14 protein-coding genes are annotated in these 18,903 nt (G+C 36.1%); 4 read left to right on the top strand and 10 right to left on the bottom strand.

Annotated features, from left to right (window positions below; all coding sequences use genetic code 11):
• Positions 1–99: 99 nt before the first annotated feature.
• The 4 genes from BT156_RS12975 to BT156_RS12960 all read left to right on the top strand — a co-directional run bounded on the left by BT156_RS12975 (position 100) and on the right by BT156_RS12960 (position 4,086).
• The gene (locus BT156_RS12975; RefSeq protein WP_083582345.1) at positions 100–276 is read left to right on the top strand and encodes an HU family DNA-binding protein; all 177 of its coding nucleotides are present in this window, start codon (positions 100–102) and stop codon (positions 274–276) included.
• A 941-nt stretch (positions 277–1,217) separates the two neighbouring features.
• Complete coding sequence (locus BT156_RS12970) at positions 1,218–2,420, top strand: di-heme oxidoredictase family protein (protein ID WP_072410600.1); 1,203 nt, start codon at positions 1,218–1,220, stop codon at positions 2,418–2,420.
• Between the two features lie 2 nt (positions 2,421–2,422).
• Positions 2,423–2,869 carry a QcrA and Rieske domain-containing protein gene (locus BT156_RS12965; RefSeq protein ID WP_051879933.1) on the top strand — a complete coding sequence of 149 codons (447 nt, stop codon included), beginning with the start codon at positions 2,423–2,425 and terminating at the stop codon, positions 2,867–2,869.
• Entirely contained in the window at positions 2,866–4,086 is a 1,221-nt protein-coding gene (locus BT156_RS12960; protein ID WP_034975904.1) for a hypothetical protein, read from the top strand. Before BT156_RS12965 ends, BT156_RS12960 begins: the two co-directional genes overlap by 4 nt.
• A gap of 285 nt (positions 4,087–4,371) precedes the next feature.
• Here BT156_RS12960 and BT156_RS12955 read toward each other — a convergent pair whose 3' ends face one another.
• From BT156_RS12955 to BT156_RS12910, 10 genes are all read right to left on the bottom strand, one after another.
• Positions 4,372–4,566, bottom strand: coding sequence for a hypothetical protein (locus BT156_RS12955; protein WP_034975906.1), 195 nt, complete (start codon positions 4,564–4,566; stop codon positions 4,372–4,374).
• 444 nt (positions 4,567–5,010) lie between these two features.
• Positions 5,011–5,802, bottom strand: coding sequence for a phosphatase PAP2 family protein (locus BT156_RS12950; RefSeq protein WP_034975909.1), 792 nt, complete (start codon positions 5,800–5,802; stop codon positions 5,011–5,013).
• Between the two features lie 210 nt (positions 5,803–6,012).
• Positions 6,013–8,061 carry a heavy metal translocating P-type ATPase gene (locus BT156_RS12945; protein ID WP_040995614.1) on the bottom strand — a complete coding sequence of 683 codons (2,049 nt, stop codon included), beginning with the start codon at positions 8,059–8,061 and terminating at the stop codon, positions 6,013–6,015.
• Between the two features lie 27 nt (positions 8,062–8,088).
• Positions 8,089–8,550: an MgtC/SapB family protein gene (locus BT156_RS12940; RefSeq protein WP_034975913.1), complete on the bottom strand. Its 462-nt coding sequence runs from the start codon at positions 8,548–8,550 to the stop codon at positions 8,089–8,091.
• A gap of 11 nt (positions 8,551–8,561) precedes the next feature.
• A complete protein-coding gene (locus tag BT156_RS12935) occupies positions 8,562–10,556 on the bottom strand; it encodes an LTA synthase family protein (protein WP_072410599.1) in 1,995 nt (664 codons plus the stop codon).
• A 110-nt stretch (positions 10,557–10,666) separates the two neighbouring features.
• Positions 10,667–11,563: a cation diffusion facilitator family transporter gene (locus tag BT156_RS12930; protein ID WP_072410598.1), complete on the bottom strand. Its 897-nt coding sequence runs from the start codon at positions 11,561–11,563 to the stop codon at positions 10,667–10,669.
• Positions 11,564–11,589: 26 nt separating this feature from the next.
• Positions 11,590–12,468 carry a bestrophin family protein gene (locus tag BT156_RS12925; protein WP_028123473.1) on the bottom strand — a complete coding sequence of 293 codons (879 nt, stop codon included), beginning with the start codon at positions 12,466–12,468 and terminating at the stop codon, positions 11,590–11,592.
• Between the two features lie 125 nt (positions 12,469–12,593).
• Entirely contained in the window at positions 12,594–13,868 is a 1,275-nt protein-coding gene (locus BT156_RS12920) for an efflux RND transporter periplasmic adaptor subunit (RefSeq protein ID WP_028123472.1), read from the bottom strand.
• 1 nt (position 13,869) lies between these two features.
• Positions 13,870–18,234 (bottom strand): CusA/CzcA family heavy metal efflux RND transporter, encoded by a 4,365-nt coding sequence (locus BT156_RS12915; protein ID WP_072410604.1) that lies wholly within the window; start codon positions 18,232–18,234, stop codon positions 13,870–13,872.
• A gap of 159 nt (positions 18,235–18,393) precedes the next feature.
• Positions 18,394–18,723 carry a DUF6660 family protein gene (locus BT156_RS12910; protein WP_072410597.1) on the bottom strand — a complete coding sequence of 110 codons (330 nt, stop codon included), beginning with the start codon at positions 18,721–18,723 and terminating at the stop codon, positions 18,394–18,396.
• Positions 18,724–18,903 lie beyond the last annotated feature (180 nt).

The following is an 18,903-nucleotide window of genomic DNA, read 5'->3' as shown; positions in this document are numbered from 1 at the left end:
TCTTAAACTCTAGACTGTAATTTTTTCTGATCTTTTTCATACTCTTAAAGATAAAGAGTATAAGAATTGTGTCCTAACAAAGTTAGCAACTCCACCTTGATGCTGTCACGTCTTCTCTTGCTAAAGGTAAAGAAAGGATTCGGTACTTTTAAAGTATCTAATAGAGCCGCTAGAAAGGGAATTAATCCAAGAACCGGAGAATCAATTCAAATAAAAGCTACGAATGTTGCTTCTTTCAAAGCAGGTAAAGAACTTAAGACTAGAGTAAACAAATAATATAACTTTCTAATTCATAAACACTGACTCTTGATTAATTTGGGAGTTTTTTGTTTTCATATTAAAGAAGAGGAGGGCGGTAATGAGAAAAAATATTTAAGACTAAGTATTACAAGAAATATCTAATTCTTACCCGACATTGTAACTGTTTGATTATTAATAATACGGTTCGAGAATTGCCCCAAAAATCCCATAATTTTATTTTGGACTTCTCGAACCCGTTTGTAAGCGGATATAGCTTTGTTTATAAAATAGTTATAAACGAAAATAGTCGCCAATTGGCGACTATTTCACTCGGGCGATCCGGACGGGACTTGTTCTTATTTGAAAAACTCCCTATCCATAAGCTTTATGTCGTTCTCTTATTTTTAGGTCACCGAATAGGTCACTTTAATAAACAAAAATAGAGTGCGTCGTTTTTACTGGTGCAAAGATATGTTTTTTTTTATTTTTCACAAATAAATGTAGATCTTTTTTCTATCTCTTCCATAATCCACAGATTTTCAAATAACAAATATACCCTGCCCTAATCATTTTTCGCTTTTGATATAAATCCCCAAACCAAAAATCATTAATGAACTATCATCCTTTTTATCTTTGGTAAGTTTAGATGGTAAAATTGTATAATTTACAAAAAATAATTACCTACTACTATTAAGACGGTCAACCTTAGCACTTGGCAACCAACTGTTTCGTCTGGCTATTAAAATTTGTACACTAGGACTGTTCAATATCCACATTAATTTACTATGCGATAAAGGTTATTGTTTTTCAAGAAAAATATCCTAACAGCACATATCCTGAGATTAAATTCCGTTTCAAATTATCTAATCTTTATTTATAGTGTTTGCTATAAATGCACAGCAGTCATAAAAATAATTAGACATAGCGAAATAAAAAGTTAGATTAATCTAACTTTTTATTATATTTGAAAAAAAAACGTGAGCAAGAGATATATACCTATTATTATAATTTTCTATCTTCTTTTTCTGATCGTACAAGCTTGTGATAAACTTCAGCCTGAAGCGATAGATGAGAGTGAATTACTTGATGGCTCCATTGTGGGGTTATCATATGCTGAAAACCAACAATTTTTGCGAGGGGATATCGCCTTTAACGATGAAACCTTCACGGTCGGGAAAGGTCTTGGTCCAACCTTCGTGGCAACAAGTTGTGGAAGCTGTCATGCTGGTGATGGAAAAGGGACTCCCTTTACTACTCTTATACGTTTTGGACAGACTGACGAAACAGGAAATTTATTTTTGCTTTTAGGTGGTCCTCAATTGCAAAATAGGGCGATACCAGGTTATACTCCGGAAGCAATTCCTCCCGGAGCAACATTTTCTAAATTTACTCCGCCTGCCAATACCGGATTAGGTTTTATTGAATTGGTTTCTGATATGGATATTTTGGCAATGGCTGACCCTTTTGATACAAATAATGATGGCATCTCAGGAGTCCCCAATTATATTGATCTTCCGGCATATCAAGCACCATTCTTCTTTGCTGTAACAAAAGGAGGGAAGTATATCGGAAGATTTGGTAAAAAGGCATCCACATACAGTTTACTACAACAAACCGTTAATGCTTACAATCAAGATATGGGCATTACTTCAACTTTTAATCCTCACGATGTTTATTCAGGAATGAATGTTGATCCCGAAGTTTCTGATAAGACCATCGCAGATGTTGTATTTTATCTTCGTACATTGAAAACACCTATTCAGCGAGACGCAGAAAATAGTATCATTAAACAAGGTCAGACTATATTTTCTCAGATAAGTTGTAATAAATGTCATGTCCCGGAACTGAAAACTTCATCCTCCTCAATTTCACCATTATCCAATAAAAAGTTTTATCCGTACACAGACTTATTACTTCATGATATGGGTGCTTCTTTGGATGACAACTATACGGAAGGCACTGCGAAAACTTATGAATGGCGTACGCCTGCACTGTGGGGGTTAGGTTTATCTCCAAAATCACAAGGCGGTCAATACTTCTTAATGCATGATGGCAGGGCAAAAAGTATAGAAGAAGCAATACAGCTTCACGGGGGAGAGGCTGCAACCAGCAGAACCAATTACACTCAATTACCAGTCCAAGAAAAAGAAGCTATTATTAAATTTTTGAAATCCTTATAATTATGGACAGACTTGAATTTCTCAAAAAATGCAGTTTGGTCTGTTTAGGCTTTACTGCAATTCCTCCCATTCTTTCAGGGTGTATAAGCAATAAAATGATTTCAGGAGCGATTAAAGACGATTATATCATATTGCCTTTGGAGGATTTTATGGATACAAAATATCCTGACAAAAAATTATCCTATGTAATTATTCAAAATGAATCTCTCAAATATCCCATTTGTGTATTTCGTTTTTCGGAAACTGAGTATGAAGCATTATGGATGCAATGTACCCATCAGGGTAGCCAGTTACAAGTATTTGGAGATAAGCTACAGTGTCCTGCACATGGTAGTGAATTTTCCAACCAAGGTTTAGTACAAAACGGTCCTGCTGATCAGACCTTAAGAAAATTTCCAGTATACATAGAATCGGATTTTTTGAAAATTTCTTTAAAAAAACCGGTATGAAAAAAATTATCTATCTAATTATAATTTTAATTTTTCAGGAAGCCACAGCACAGATAGATTCTGAATTACTAAAAAGAATACCTGTAGACAGTTCTCGCTCTTTGAACATGGATGCCGTTTACAAGCGTCCCTTCTTAGGATTAGGGAAAGTGCCTGTCTCTATTGGTGGCTATGCGGAAGCCAATTGGCAGCATATCAGCACTGATGGTATATCTGATGGACATCAATTTCAATTACGTAGGATGACACTTTTTGTATCTTCTACAATTTCCTCAAAAATTAAATTTCTGAGTGAAATAGAATTAGAAGAAGGAGGTAAAGAGATTAATATTGAATTTGCTGCCATTGATGTAGAGTTTAATCCCTTGCTTAATTTGAGAGGAGGAATTATTATGAATCCAATTGGTGCTTTCAACCAAAATCATGACGGTCCGAAATGGGAGTTTACCGATCGTCCTATATCTGCTACAGAAATGTTGCCTGCTACATTCAGTAATGCTGGTTTCGGATTTTATGGAAAAATGTATAAAGCCGAGTGGATGTTCGGATACGAGGTATATCTATCAGGAAATTTTGATAATTCAATTATTGACAATAATCAAAACAAAACGTACTTACCTGCTGCCAAAAGTAATCCTGAACGTTTTGAAGAAATTAACAGCGGTGTTCCTCTTTTAACAGCAAAAATTGCCACAAGACATGAAAAAGCAGGAGAATTTGGAGTCTCTTATATGGGAGGAATCTATAATAAATTTCAGGATGAAGGTCTTCAGGTTGACGATAAAAGAAGGGTTCGGGTATTTGCATTGGATTATAATAATACACTTCCAAACCTTGGAACTTTAATTACTGCAGAATGGGCTTGGGTTAAAGTAGATGTCCCGGAAACTTATACACAACAATATGGAGACAGGCAGCATGGAGGATTTATAGACATTGTTCAGCCAATAATTAAAAGAAAAATTTTGGATTGGGAAAGAGCAACCGTTAATCTTGCATGCCGTTTAGAGTATGTAGATTGGAACGTAGGTCATTTCAGAGAAGACAACAGCAAAATTGGAGAAGATTTATGGAGTATTATGCCTGCAATCAGTTTTAGACCCAATGCACAAACTGTTTTTAGACTTAATTATAGATTTCAGAAACAGAAAGACATTTTTGCGAACCCTGCGGCAAAAACTGTAGGCTTCAGCTTTGGTATTTCAACGTATTTCTAATAATTTGCCTCCGCAGATCTTAGGATTGAGCAAAAAGTCATTCTTGAGTTAATACTCCGTGGATATTCTTTATGTTTTTGTTAAGGGACAAAAAGCAAGAAAGACTGTTTCGTAGGATTACTGGAATTAGCGAATTCAATCTAGATTTTATACATAACGACTCAATTAAATATTAATATTTGAAAATGCTCACTTATGAAGAAAGATTAAAATACGGTACATTATATTATTAAAAATATACTGAATTCCAGTATTGAAATTCAGTATTTATAAGAACTATGCTATTTACTTCTTATTCTCATCATGATGTTCTTTCTCATCGTGATGTTCTTTTTCTTGATGATGCTCGGCCTCATCGTGATGCTCCGGCTCATCTGCATGTTCAGGACCCTCGTGATGTTCCTTGTGCGGATGATGTTCTTTGTGTTCGTGATGTTCTGGATGGTCGTGTGTCTCTTTTTTTTGATCTTCGCTGTTCATAACATTTTAATTTAAAGGTGAATATTAATTTATATATGTTGTTATTTGTGAAAGGCAAATAAGATGCCAAAACAAAGCTATAATCTACTGATTTTAAATACTTTCCATTGTTTTAAACAATATTGCTTCAAACATCTAAATAATTTTAAATGTCCTTTAAAAACGTGATATGTTAAAACATTACTCTAAAAAAATATTATTTCTATCTGTCCATAGTTAACTATTGATCGTTTTAGGAAGTAGATTGATTAGTTTTTACTTTGATGATATTTAAAATGATGGTCTTTGACAGGATGAAAATATTTCTTAAATCCATATGTTATAAGAGATAGTATCAGGATACTAAAAACTATCAAATAGAATATATCTTCTGACGCAAGCCGATGCTTTCCCCTCCTGATTATTCGTCTCCTAAATCGTCTTTTAAATCCCATAATTTCTCATTTAAAAAAATAGCTGGTAATTCAAACCCAAACTTTTCTGCTGATAACTCTTCTGGAAATAAGGAGAAATCATAGATAATGTTTTTTCATTCTTACTTTTAAATAAAGTTTTGATCTTTGGATATAACCAATATGCTATCTCAGTAGAAAAAATTCCGATACCAGCACCAGACAGGACATCTGTAACCCAATGCTTATTATTGATGATTCTGTACACACTAGTAAAAATGGCAAACGGATATCCTGACAGACTGATCCAATAATTGCTGTCCCTATATTCTCTGAACATAAACTGTGCAGTTGAAAATGCGATCGCTGCATGACCTGAGGGAAATGACATATAATTTGATTGATCAGGCCGCTCCCTGCCGATCAATGATTTTGAAGGAATAACTATTGCCAATAAGATAGCTTGTGATGTTGCTAAAATGATCGTTCGATCTTTTAAGTTATGTTTCCCTCGAACACCCGCTATGTTTAAACCATAAACGAGCGCAGCTGGTACAAATAAGGTATAGTTGTCTAATTTTGAATTGTTTAATGTATGATCGTTTACCTCCCTTCTCACATCATAATCAAACTTTTTGATTTCAGGAATTGTAAAACCAATTGCACCTGCCGATATCAAGCTAACCGGAACAATAAGTTTTTTATAATCCAAAGTATCATCTCTTATTATTAAAGAATCTTGTTGAGCAGTTTTTTGCAATGACAAACTATCCTGAGCATAAATACTTAGAGAGAATTTCAGTAAAAGGATTAGTATTGAGTTTTTTTTTACATAAGTCCACATAAAAATTATATTTCTGATTTTTATTGTTCGGATCTAACATTAATAGTATTCAATTTTATATCGTAAAATTGGATGTAACTTCCCTGTTCCCATCTTTTATGGGAACTCAATCTTAATAATATGAGTGGAGGCAAATTTTCCTTAGAATTGTAATATCCTAAGGAAACAGGATACTAGAATTTGCTCTATTTTTATCTGTGATAATCTCTTTTAAAATTTCATTCTTTGAATCCTGACTGCATTGAGTATTGCAATCAAAGCAACTCCCACATCAGCAAATACAGCTTCCCACATCGTAGCCAGTCCACCAGCTCCAAGTACGAGCACGATGGCTTTTACAACAAAGGCAAGAATGATATTCTGCCAGACGATCCTTTTGGTCTTCTTTCCAATATTGATCGCCATAGGTATTTTTGATGGTTTATCATCCTGGATCACAACATCGGCAGTTTCGATGGTCGCATCGCTGCCAAGTCCACCCATTGCTATTCCAACATCACTTAATGCTACTACAGGCGCATCATTTACACCATCACCAACAAAAGCCACACTTTCATTTCTTGCTTTGATTTCTTTGACCTTGTTGACCTTATCTTCCGGAAGCAGGTCTCCAAAAGCATTGTCAATACCGATCTGCTCAGCCACATATTTTACTACAGTTGTCTTGTCACCACTTAGCATAGTCGCTTTTACATTCAAGCTATGAAGTTTTTCAACAGCTTGCTTTGCATCGTCCTTGATTCGGTCGGCAATCGTAATGAATCCTGCAAATTTTCCATCATATGCGATAGCTATCACCGTATATACGATTTTGGATGGGTCTACATCATAACCGATCTTAAATTTATCCAATAGTTTAAAATTACCCACCAGGATTTCCTTCCCATTAGCTCTCGCTTTAAGCCCATGCCCTGCAATTTCTTCAGTATCCTCTAAATTGATCGAATTGTTGATCTCTCCTACAAACTCGTGAACAGCAGTAGCCACAGGATGGGTACTTTTACTTTCAACAACATTGACCAATTGGAGAATCTCATCTTTGTCAAATCCTTCTTTAATGGTAACGTCCTGAACTTTGAAAACACCTTCTGTCATAGTTCCGGTCTTATCCATTACCACATTCTGAATCTCAGCGATCTTATCCAAAAAGTTGCTTCCTTTAAATAATATACCATTGCGGCTCGCTGCTCCGATACCTCCAAAATAGCCAAGCGGGATAGAGATCACCAATGCACACGGACAAGATATAACTAAGAAAATCAATGCTCTGTACAACCAATCTCTGAAAACATAATCATCAACAAAGAAATAAGGTACTAAGCAGATCAAAACAGCTAATGCAACCACAATTGGGGTGTAAATTCTTGCAAATTTTCTGATAAAAAGTTCAGTCGGAGCTTTTTGAGCTGTTGCATTTTGTACCAGTTCAAGGATCTTACTGAGTTTGCTATCCTCATAAGCTGTATTAACCTTAATCAAAGCTACGCTGTTCATATTGATCATTCCGGCTAAAACTGTTTCACCTTTATTTTTAGAATCAGGTTTGCTCTCTCCTGTTAACGCTGCGGTATTGAAAGACGCAGAATCGGAGATCAGTTCTCCGTCCAATGCCAGTTTTTCTCCTGATTTTAACTGAATCGTATCCCCGATTTTGGCTTCGGCAGCTTTGATTTTTTTAGGCTGATTATTTTCAATAATCGTTACCTCATCAGGACGTTGATCTAAAAGAGCCTTAATATTGGTTTTAGCTCTCGACACAGCCAGAGTCTGAAAAACCTCTCCTACTGCATAGAACAACATAACCGCTACTCCTTCAGGAAATTCTCCGATAATGAAAGCCCCTATCGTTGCAATGCTCATAAGGAAAAATTCTGAAAACACATCACCTTGTTTGATACTTTCAAATGCCTCTTTTAAAACCGGTAGGCCTACCGGTAGATAAGCAACACCGTACCAGACAATACGTACCCAGTCTTTAAACCATTCAGGCTTAATGTAATTGTCCAATGCAATGCCTGCTAATAACAATACCAAAGAAATAATCGCAGGCAAGAACATCTGAAACGCTGTTTTATCAGTTTCTGCATGATCATGTCCATCATCATCTGTATGTTGATGATCTTCCGTTTTCTTCTTTGGAGCGCAGCATCCGTCTTCTTCAACTAATTTTTTGGCTCCAGCATCTTTATAGATTTTGCCTTCCTGTGGAGTACAGCAGAGCTGCTTTCCATTTTCGTCGTAGATGTGTTTATGTTCCATAATAATATTATTTTTATGATTTTTAGGTTACTTTATATATATATCCTGGTCTGATTGTCTTCCGGTTTTTAGAATTTTTTTATACCAGCCAAATTTGTTAATACTTAAGATGAACAAGGTAAGAACAGTTGCTAAAAAAGATAACAAAAACATGTTCAGTGCAAGGGCAGATCCTATTGCCGATGCAGCCCATAAAGCAGTGGATGTTGTAAGCCCCTGCATGCTTTTGGAACTATCTTTAAATGCCAGTCCAGCTCCGATAAATCCTAAACCGGCAGGTATCGCCGCCAACATTCTCGCTATTGCAGATTTATCATCTGTAAGATGCGAGGCAACTGCCACAAATAAGCAAGAAGCCATACAGAGAACGCCAAAAGTGCGAACCCCTGCATCTTTATGGGCAGTTTCTCTTTCGAAACCTATTATCGCGCCAAAAAACAGTGCTAATAATAATTTTCCGGCAAGTAAAAGTTCAAATTTTAGATCCATTTTATATCACTTTATCTAGTTGTGGTTATATTTCCCTTTTTAATCCGCTTCTGTTTTAATCCTTCATTCTTGAAAAGATAGTAGGCCGACTGATAATTTGCTATCGCTTTTTTTACATACTGTTCAGACAGCATCTCTGGATTTTGTTTATTTTTCTCCTTGTCATACAAATACGTCTCTGTTTTTTGCTGTGGACCTAGAATAACCAATTTGTTGTTTTCCATATATCCAAGTTTCTGATAGGTACTTACAAATATTCTTGGAATATAGCTTTCGCCTAAAACATTTTTACCATAAAGATTACTCTGATATGTCCAACCTAAAAGTGCGAAAAGTGTTGGATACAAATCGATCTGAGAGCACATTTTTTCAATTCTGAATGGTTCGTTGTCGTTCAGGTTGACAATCATTGCAGGGATATGGTATTTTGCGACATCGATATCGTTCTTGCCCGCACTGCTGGCACAATGATCTGCAACAATTATAACAATGGTATTTTTGTACCAGGATTTATTCTTTATCTTTTTAAAAAACTGACCGATCGCATAATCTGTGTATTTCACGGCGCCTTCCCTTCCCGATCCCGAGGGAATATCAATCTTTCCTTCAGGATATGTATAAGGACGATGATTGGAAGTGTTCATTACAAAATCGTAAAAAGGTTTCCCCGCTGCAAATTTTTGATCTGCTTGCTTTATCACCTGATCATAAAGATTTTCATCACTAATACCCCAGGCATTTTCAAAAGTGACCTCATTGTCTTCTATTGGTATTCTTGGAGACTGATAATCTTCCCCTACAAAAGAATTTCTTTTCCTGTCAACAATTGTGTATCCATTATTACCGAAATAATTATTCATATTATCAAAATATCCATCACCACCATATAAGAATGAAGTATCATATCCCTTTTGACCGAAGATAGATCCTACAGTGGTCAGATTATCGTTGTCTTTCCTACGAACAATACTATTCCCCGGTGTAGGCGGAACGGCAAGTGAAAGTGCCTCCATTCCTCGCACGGTTCTTGTTCCGGTAGCATACATATTGGTAAATAAAATGCTTCGATTCGCCAATGAGTCCAACGTAGGTGTCAGATTCTGATTGTTGCCAAATGTTTTCATAAAGTCTGCACTGAAACTTTCCAATGTGATCATAATAACATTGGGCTTCTCAGAGGAGTCATCTCCCTTAATGTTACGTACAATTGAGAAATCTTTTGATACATAATGTGAGTCAGTTTCCTGCAGATCAGTTCTCACAATATTAAACGCCTCTCTATTATCGATGAGTGTGTAGAAGTGCTCATAATTGATCTCGTTATTTTTATAAGCTGAAAAAAAAGAATAGATTCCTGATTTTGACAACTCATTCCTATACCTGTTCTCACTGCTCTCTGCTAAACTGTTGTCAATAAAAAATGTGTAGAAGACTGAAATAAAAAGCAATCCTAAAAAAATAGTGAATCGCTGTATAAAAGGTGTACTGCCTTCAAAATTATCTGTGAAATAATGCCTCTTATAGAAAAGTAAAAATACCAAAGAGGTCATTAGTAACATGGCTGTAATGAGCAATGGCAAAGGATATGATTCATTAATATTATTGATTACTTCATAGGTATAAACCAAATAATCAACTGCAATAAAATTAAACCGACTTTCAAATTCCTGCCAGAATGTTACTTCAGCAAAAAATGAAAACAACAATATAAGCACAGCTACAGTAAAACAAAAAAAAGTCATAGCTCTATTGAAAAGCGAATTATTATATTTCTGGGGAAACAAAAGCAGATATAGGCTGTATGGTAGCACAAAAAATACCCCTACACCAATATCAAACAAAAATCCCATAGCAAATACTTTCAACAATGAAATAAAACTAAGATCAGCTTTTTGAATGCTGGCCACAGAAAGCCCTATCCTAAGAAAAAAGGACAAGATCATGTATAATAAGAAAAAATTAGTGAGCAGGCTATAAGTGCTTCTCTTAATTTTAATTAGTCTCATAAACAAGTTTTATAAGTGATTAAAACATTATTATCCTTTGAAATCAATTTTATGTGATAGAGAACTAACCATTAGATTTTATTTATTATCAATCTATTTTTACCGTTCATCTATAAGTGTATTACACTTTCATCATAGCCTTCATATTCGATTTGAAAAGTGGTGTGGGTTATTTTAAAATCTGTTGTCACTTTGTCTGTTAATATTTTCAGGATTTCGTTGCGATTTTTATTTTCATCTGCAATCACATGAGCACTCATGGCATTAACGCCTGACGTAAGAGACCAAACATGAAGATCGTGGAGTCCCTTGATTTCCGGGAGTTCTTCCAGTGATGCTCTAAGCTTGCTGATATCTACATCTTTCGGTGTACCTTCCAATAAGACATTAACCGCTTCCATAAGCAACTTTAAGGTTCTGGGAATGATTAATAGACCTATTGCCGCAGAAATGATCGGATCTGCGTAATACCATTGTGTTGTCAGCATTATCACACCTGCGATCATTACTCCTACGGATGTCAGCATATCCGACAAGACCTCAAAATAAGCACCTTTCATATTAAGACTTTCATTGGAGTCCTTTCTTATGATAAGGATACCGATGATATTGACCACAAAACCAATTCCTGCAACGATCATCATGGAGCCACTTTGCACTTCAGGAGGATTTTTAAATCTTTGAAATGCCTCATATAAAACAAATAATGAGATACCCAATAGCACAACAGCATTAATCACAGCAGCCAAAATCTCTGTGCGATAGTACCCAAATGTTTTTTCAGGACTAGCCTTTCTCTCACCAATTTTGATTGCAATAAATGCTAGGAGTAAACCGACAACATCTGTTAGCATGTGAGCAGCATCCGCAAGCAATGCAAGACTTTTTGTTGCAATTCCTCCAATGACTTCAGCAATAAGATAAGTACCACTTAGTGCTAGGACGATGAGTAAATTTTTCTTATGTCTGCTTGATGCAGATCCAGTCTGTTTATTTGTGTCGCTCATAATTTTATGTATTTACTAGATTGACTCTACATTTCGAAGTAAGTATTATTTTCTTTTTTAACAGGAATATCATTTTCTTTGATCATCTGTAAAATATTGATTTCTATAGTTTGTGCAATAGATGTCATTGGCGTATCCACAGGAGTATTCTCGAAAGGATCCTGCATGATGATTGCTGTTTTCTCAATGGCTATAAATAGCAGAGGAATAGTGATCGTTGTAATAATTTCCAAGGTGAGCTGGGAATCTTCCAATCCGAAAGGGAGTATAAAAGCAAAAACATATATAAGAGTATGCAGTAAAATACTATAGGCACGTGGAAATACCGTATTTTTCAATCTTTCACATTTTCCCATATTGTCACACAGCCTCATGAGAACTTCGTTAAGCTGAACCTCCTTGAAATCTGATACCAATCCTTTTTCGGCTATTTGTCTTAAGTGATAAGAATGTTCATCCAAAATTGCATTGGGTATATTAACAGCGTTAATCTGATGCATATTCAAATACTCCCCTACTTTACCGGAAAAAGGCTGTTTTCTTAATGCTTCGCCTAACGCATAGACCCATACGATTTGTCTTTCTGCAAATATTTTAACGTCCGCACTATCCTGAGGAATGAACTGAATAATTAATCGGATAAGAGACCTGGAATCATTAACAATAGCACCCCAAACGGTTCTTGCTTCCCACCATCTCTCGTATGACTGCGCCGTCCTAAATGCAAGTAGCAGTGATACAGCAGTTCCTAAAATTGCGGGAATGCTTAATGGAATTGATATTTTTTTGAAAATAGGATGCAGATCCAACAAACCTATACCTACAGCAAGTATAACAATCAGTAATATTTGGCTTTTAATTTGATCAATAAAATACCAGATTGAAATTTTCTTGTTTAGTAACATAACTTTTGTTTATAGATTTGATATAACATTATGATACGTAGTTCACGATTTAATTCGATTCGTAGCATAATGTTATTTTTTATTACAGCTGAAACTTTTATATAAAGGCTTTCGTAATAATAAATCTAATCTTCATGCCCTCCTGAATTAGATAATTTAGCATTGACGAAGAATGCACCTTTTACCACAATGTTTGTATCAGGTGCAATTTTGGTCACTGGAGTGATTGCAGTATAACCTAGATCTGAAGAACCTTTAACAATTTCTATTTTCTCAAAATTCAATGTTTTTCCTTGATTCTTGGTATGCGCTGCCTCTTTTGTACCTTCCTCTTTCTCACCCCCTTCTTCCTCTTCAGCATGTTCTTCAGGCTTTTTAGAAGTCTGTATGAAAACATAGAATTTACCGTCAGCTTCCACGATTGCTTCATCAGGAACGGCAGCGGTGCTTGAGTTTCCAAGGCTTACCATTCCGGTAACATTCATCCCATCGATCAACCCCACTTTATTTCCTGTAACACTCGCATGTACAGAGATCGTTTTACTCTCATTTTCGAATGACGACCCGATACTAAATACGGTAGCGTTATACAAAGTTTCCGGATTATTGGTCAGCTTAAACTGTACAGTTTGTCCAACTTTCATTTTAGGTAGATCCTTTTCAAAAACCTGAAGATCTAAATGGATAGAACTATTATCAATAATATCAAGAACTGGTGATGCCACATCAACATAACTTCCAATCTGCGCATTGATACTGCTTACGGTTCCACTGATCGGTGAAGTTATAACCAACCCAGATCGTAGATTACCATTGCTTACTTTACCCGGGCTGATCCCCATAAGCTGGAGCTGTCTCTGTAGTGATGATCTTTGGGTTCTTAAACTTTTTAATTCAGCATCAGAGCTTTGCAGATTCTTTTTTGCTCCGGCATCATTATCAAATAGTTCACGTTGCCTTCTATATTCCTGTTCAGCAAACGCGATCCTGCTGTTCACTGTAAGATATTGCTCCTGAAGCTGAATATACTCGGGATTATTGATTGATGCAATTACCTGCCCTTTCCTCACATGATCTCCTATCTGTACATTTAATGTCTTAATCACCCCACCATACAGAGAGGTAACGGTAGCTTTTCTATTGTTGGGAACACTCAATACACCATTGGCTTTAACAAGTGAGGTCAGATCTTTCATCTCAATTTTACCTAAGGAGATTCCGACTGCTTTCATTTGTTCTTCTGTTAATGCCGCGATCGTTTGCGGTGCCTCTTCATGAGCCTCCTCTACCTGTTCGGTTTTTGCTTTTACTTCCGTTTCCTCAGAGGCTTCTTTTTTTCCACAGCTTAAGACTAAAAAAGAAATTAACAGCGTAGATACTATATTATATTTAATTTTCATTTTATTTGTTTATGATAGAATTAATGGTAATAACAGATTGATTAACCTGTTGAATCGATTCGAGATACTTTAATTGAATATTGGTAGAAGTCTGAAGCGCAAAAAGATATTCAACGTAGGAAATTTCTCCTGTTTTATATCCCAATTGTCCGGCTTTAGCTATTTTCTCAGCATTGGGTATAGCCTGATTAATATAATAATTATATTGCTCTACATCCTGCTGATATTGATTCAAAGCGTTTTCCAGTTGCGCTTCCAGCTGTTTTTGCTGTAATTTTGCATTAGATTCCGCTACTTGCTTTTGGAACTCCCAAGATTGCATTCTCGCTTTTGTAGCACCGAAAGTCAGGGGAATCGTAACGCCAATAGTTGCTGCGTGAAATCTATTTCCCGCATTAAAATTCCGATCCATACCATTGATCGTCTGGGTACCGATTAAAGACTGATTGGTGTAACCTATACTGAAATCAGGTAGGCCCAGAGACCTTTCAACGTTTTTATTTTTTTCTGCTATGGTCATCTCCTGATAGTAAGACCTTACTGTTGGATGATTCGCTATTGACGCGCTGTCAAATACATAATTAGCTTTCAGGGGCTCATAATTTGTGTTATAAGGAACCGAGATGTCTCCCGAAGTATTCAATAAGGTTTTTAAGTTTTTGTATGCATTATTCAAATAAACTTCATTTTGCTTCAACAACAAATTGATCTCCCCTTTCTGAGTTTCTGCAGTATTGATCTCTATCTTTTTAATATCTCCTGATTTAAATCTGACCGTAGCAATTCTTATAAAATCCTGATATAAACTATCCAGATTTTTTAATTTTGACTGGTTAAATTGCAGATATTCGATCTGATAGTAATAGGTCCTAACCTGTCTTGCAAGTTCGTTGACCGAAATCTCCTTATTGATCTGCTTTCCTTTGATCTGTTCAGCGATAAGTTCTCTTCTTGCTTTAAACAATGTTGGAAACGGAATACTTTGAGATATAGAAAAAGATTGATCGAATTTTTTACTGTTGTATTGGCCTAACTGAGCATCTAAACTCATTTTTGGAAGTTCTTTAGCAGTAGGTTTCAGTGCCTCTGTTACTTTAATATCCAAATCTTTCGACCGCATTAAATTATTGTTGGTCAATGCGATGCTCGTAGCTTCCTCAACTGTAACAGGGGTACCTTGTTGTGCGTTAAAGGTCTGTCCAATGAATAAAAAACCTAAAACTAAAACCGCTGTCAGTGGCTTATTACCTGAAGGCTTTTTGATTTTTAGTTTAGTACTGAAGATAATGTATAACATCGGTAAAACAAAAAGAGTCAAGAAAGTTGCTGTAACCAGTCCCCCGATTACAACGGTCGCCAAAGGTTTCTGAACTTCTGCCCCGGCTCCGGTTGAAATTGCCATAGGTAAAAATCCTAATGATGCGACTGTGGCTGTCATTAAAACAGGTCTCAGACGAGTTTTAGTTCCTTCCATCACACGTTTTAAAATATTGGTTTCACCTTCCTTCTCTAACTCGTTAAATGTTCCGATCAACACAATACCATTAAGTACCGCTACACCAAATAATGCAATAAACCCAATTCCCGCGCTGATACTAAAAGGCATACCGCGAAGCATTAACGCGAATATACCGCCGATAGCACTCATTGGAATTGCCGTAAAGATCAAGGCAGCCTGCTTTAGCGAACCAAAAGTAAAATATAACAGCATAAAGATCAAAAATAATGATACAGGTACAGCAATGGTCAGTCGTTTACTGGCAGCTTTAAGATTCTCAAATTGTCCGCCATATGTATAATAATATCCTGATGGTAATTTTTCTTTATTAAGCTTCTGCTGGATTTCTTCTACTACACTTTCTACATCTCGGCCTTTTACGTTAAAACCAATGACGATTCTCCTTTTACCTGCCTCACGACTAATCTGTGCGGGGCCAAGTTTATAATTGATATTGGACACCTGTGAAAGCGGGATCTGTATTCCTGTCTTCGTAGACACCATCAGATTGTTGACATCATCAATACTGGTTCTATGTAAACTATCCAAACGAACCACCAGATCAAACCTTCTTTCATTCTCAAATACCTGACCTGCAGCCTGACCTGCAAAAGCAGTACTTACAGCAGTATTTACGTCTTCAATATTCAGCCCGTAATTAGCCATTCTTGTGCGGTCATATTCAACATTAATTTGCGGAAGACCACTAACACGTTCGATCTGTGGAGCACTCGCACCATTAACAGACTGAATAATTTTTGCTGTTTTATCCGCATATATCGCTAAAGAATCTAAATTTTCACCGAAAATTTTAACCGCTACATCTTGTCTGATTCCTGTCATCAACTCATTGAAACGCATCTGGATCGGTTGATTTTTTTCGAAAAATACCCCGGGAATAGCTTCAAGCTTTTCAGAGATCTCATCTGCTAATTCATCATATGATTTTTTTGTTTTCCATTCACTTTGCGGTTTTAAGATCACCATCATATCAGTAGCTTCAGGAGGCATTGGATCAGTAGGCACTTCAGCAGCACCGGTCTTCCCTACAACCATTTTAACTTCGTCAAACTGCTTGATCAGCCTGGAGGCCTGCATAGAGGTTTCAATACTCTGACTTAATGAACTTCCCTGTGGAAGAATACAGTGAAAAGCAAAATCACCTTCTTGGAGTTGAGGGATAAACTCGCCCCCCATTCTTCCAAATATAAATAATGAAACTGCAAATAATGCAACAGTAACACTTACTAACCAATATTTTACTTTTAAAGCTTTCTCTAGTAGAGGTTGATAGATTTTTTGGAGTCGGTTCATCATTTTATCTGAGAAATTTTCTTTATGCGAGATTTTCTTCGATAAAAAAAGTGCACTCATCATTGGAATATAGGTCAATGATAATATCAATGCACCAAAGATTGCAAAACCTACAGTTTTAGCCATCGGAGTAAACATCTTACCCTCAACACCTACTAACGTTAAAATAGGAATGTAGACAATCAAAATAATAATCTCCCCAAATGCTGCGCTGCTTCTGATTTTAGAAGCTGAAAGAAATACCTCTTCATCCATCTCAGACTGGGTAAGAAGACGTGTTGTTTTCCGCAATCCTAAGTGATGAAGAGTCGCTTCAACAATAATAACAGCTCCGTCGACAATTAATCCAAAATCAATCGCCCCTAAACTCATTAAGTTGGCACTTACTCCGAAAACGTTCATCATTCCCAAAGCAAAGAGTAAGGACAACGGAATGGCAGATGCCACAATAAGACCGGCTCGTAAATTACCGAGAAATACTACCAGCACAAAAATCACTATCAACGCTCCTTCGATAAGATTTTTCTCGACAGTATCAATAGCTCTGCCAACTAGATTAGTTCTGTCTAAATAAGGCTCAATAATCACATCAGTAGGTAAAGATTTTTGAATAGTTGGTATTTTTTCTTTGATTAATTGCACTACCTCATTACTATTAGCACCTTTAAGCATCATCACCACTCCACCTACAGCATCCACCTCACCATTAAATGTCATGGCACCATATCGAACCGCACTTCCCAAACGAACCTCAGCAACATCTTTAATGAATATAGGCACACTCCCTGTTTCATTTTTAACTACAACATTCCCAACATCTTCAAGAGAGGTCACAAGTCCAATTCCACGGATAAAATAAGCATTAGGCTTTTTGTCAATGTAGGCTCCGCCTGTGTTCTGATTATTTTTTTCAAGAGCTGCAAAAATATCAGAAATACTAACTCCCATCGCTCGTAGACGATCAGGGTTAACAGCGACCTCATATTGTTTTAGCTGTCCTCCGAAGCTGTTAATCTCTGCAACTCCGGGAGTACCATTAAGCTGTCTTCGAACGATCCAGTCCTGCATTGTACGAAGTTCTTTGGAATCGTATTTTTTCTCACTTCCTTTCTTTGGATGAAGGATGTATTGATATACTTCCCCAAGTCCTGTACTTACCGGAGCCAACTCTGGTGTGCCAATTCCTTTTGGAATTTCTTCAGCAGCCTGCTTCAGCTTTTCACTGATCAATTGGCGGGCAAAATAAACGTCAACCTCTTCTTTAAATACAACAGTGATTACAGACAAACCGAATCGTGAAATACTTCTGGTCTCCTCAATATCAGGAACATTAGCAATACTCTGTTCTATAGGGAATGTCACCAACTGTTCAACTTCCTGACCGGCCAAAGTAGGACATACCGTGATTATTTGAACCTGATTGTTGGTGATGTCGGGTGTGGCATCGATCGGAAGTTTGGTTGCGCTCCAAACTCCCCAAATAATCAACAACAAGGTCATTATACCAATGACAATCTTGTTCTTGATGCTAAATCTTATGATTTTATCTAACATGAGAATATAATTTTTATTGAATGTCACAACTACCTTTTGGAACAACTATTTGTTCTAAAAATCGAGCGACAAAAATGAGTAAGAATACAACGCAATGCTATTGCAATGTTTCCATAACTGTTTTGACGAAAGACAATTCTTCCGTCTGATTAACAAAAATTATATTTTAGGAGGTTGCCATATCTGATCGTACACCAAATATGCAAAGTCATTCTTTATGAAAAGAATTTTTTTAGAATAGTACTCTTTTATCTGTTTACGATATTCTAAAACAGGATTTATTTTGAGCGAAGTAACGCTGATTCTGCAGCAATTACAATAACAAAAAGGAGAACAAGAATCTGTTTTTGAATGAGCATCGTTTTGCTCAGATTTTATATAGGAATATGATACATTTTCATTTTTTGATTGCGCTTTTGCAACATCCATGCATGGCATTAATGATAATGCCATGAAGTAGACTGTAAAAAGCAATCTTAGAAAATTCATGCGACAAAGTTAATTATTTTACATTTATAAATATATATTAAATTTTATCTATTTTTTTAAAATTTATTACTAACAAGACTTTTAAAAAAAATTATTTATACTACAGTATCTTACAAAGCACAAATCTCTTTTAATAATCCGTACTAAACAATCAATATAAATATATCTTACTAAGCTATA

Origin of the sequence: Chryseobacterium limigenitum, assembly GCF_900114875.1 — a bacterium.
Taxonomy (GTDB): Bacteria; Bacteroidota; Bacteroidia; order Flavobacteriales; family Weeksellaceae; genus Chryseobacterium; species Chryseobacterium limigenitum.
Note: the sequence above shows the minus strand (reverse complement) of the source record. Positions and strands in the feature narration are given on the sequence as shown.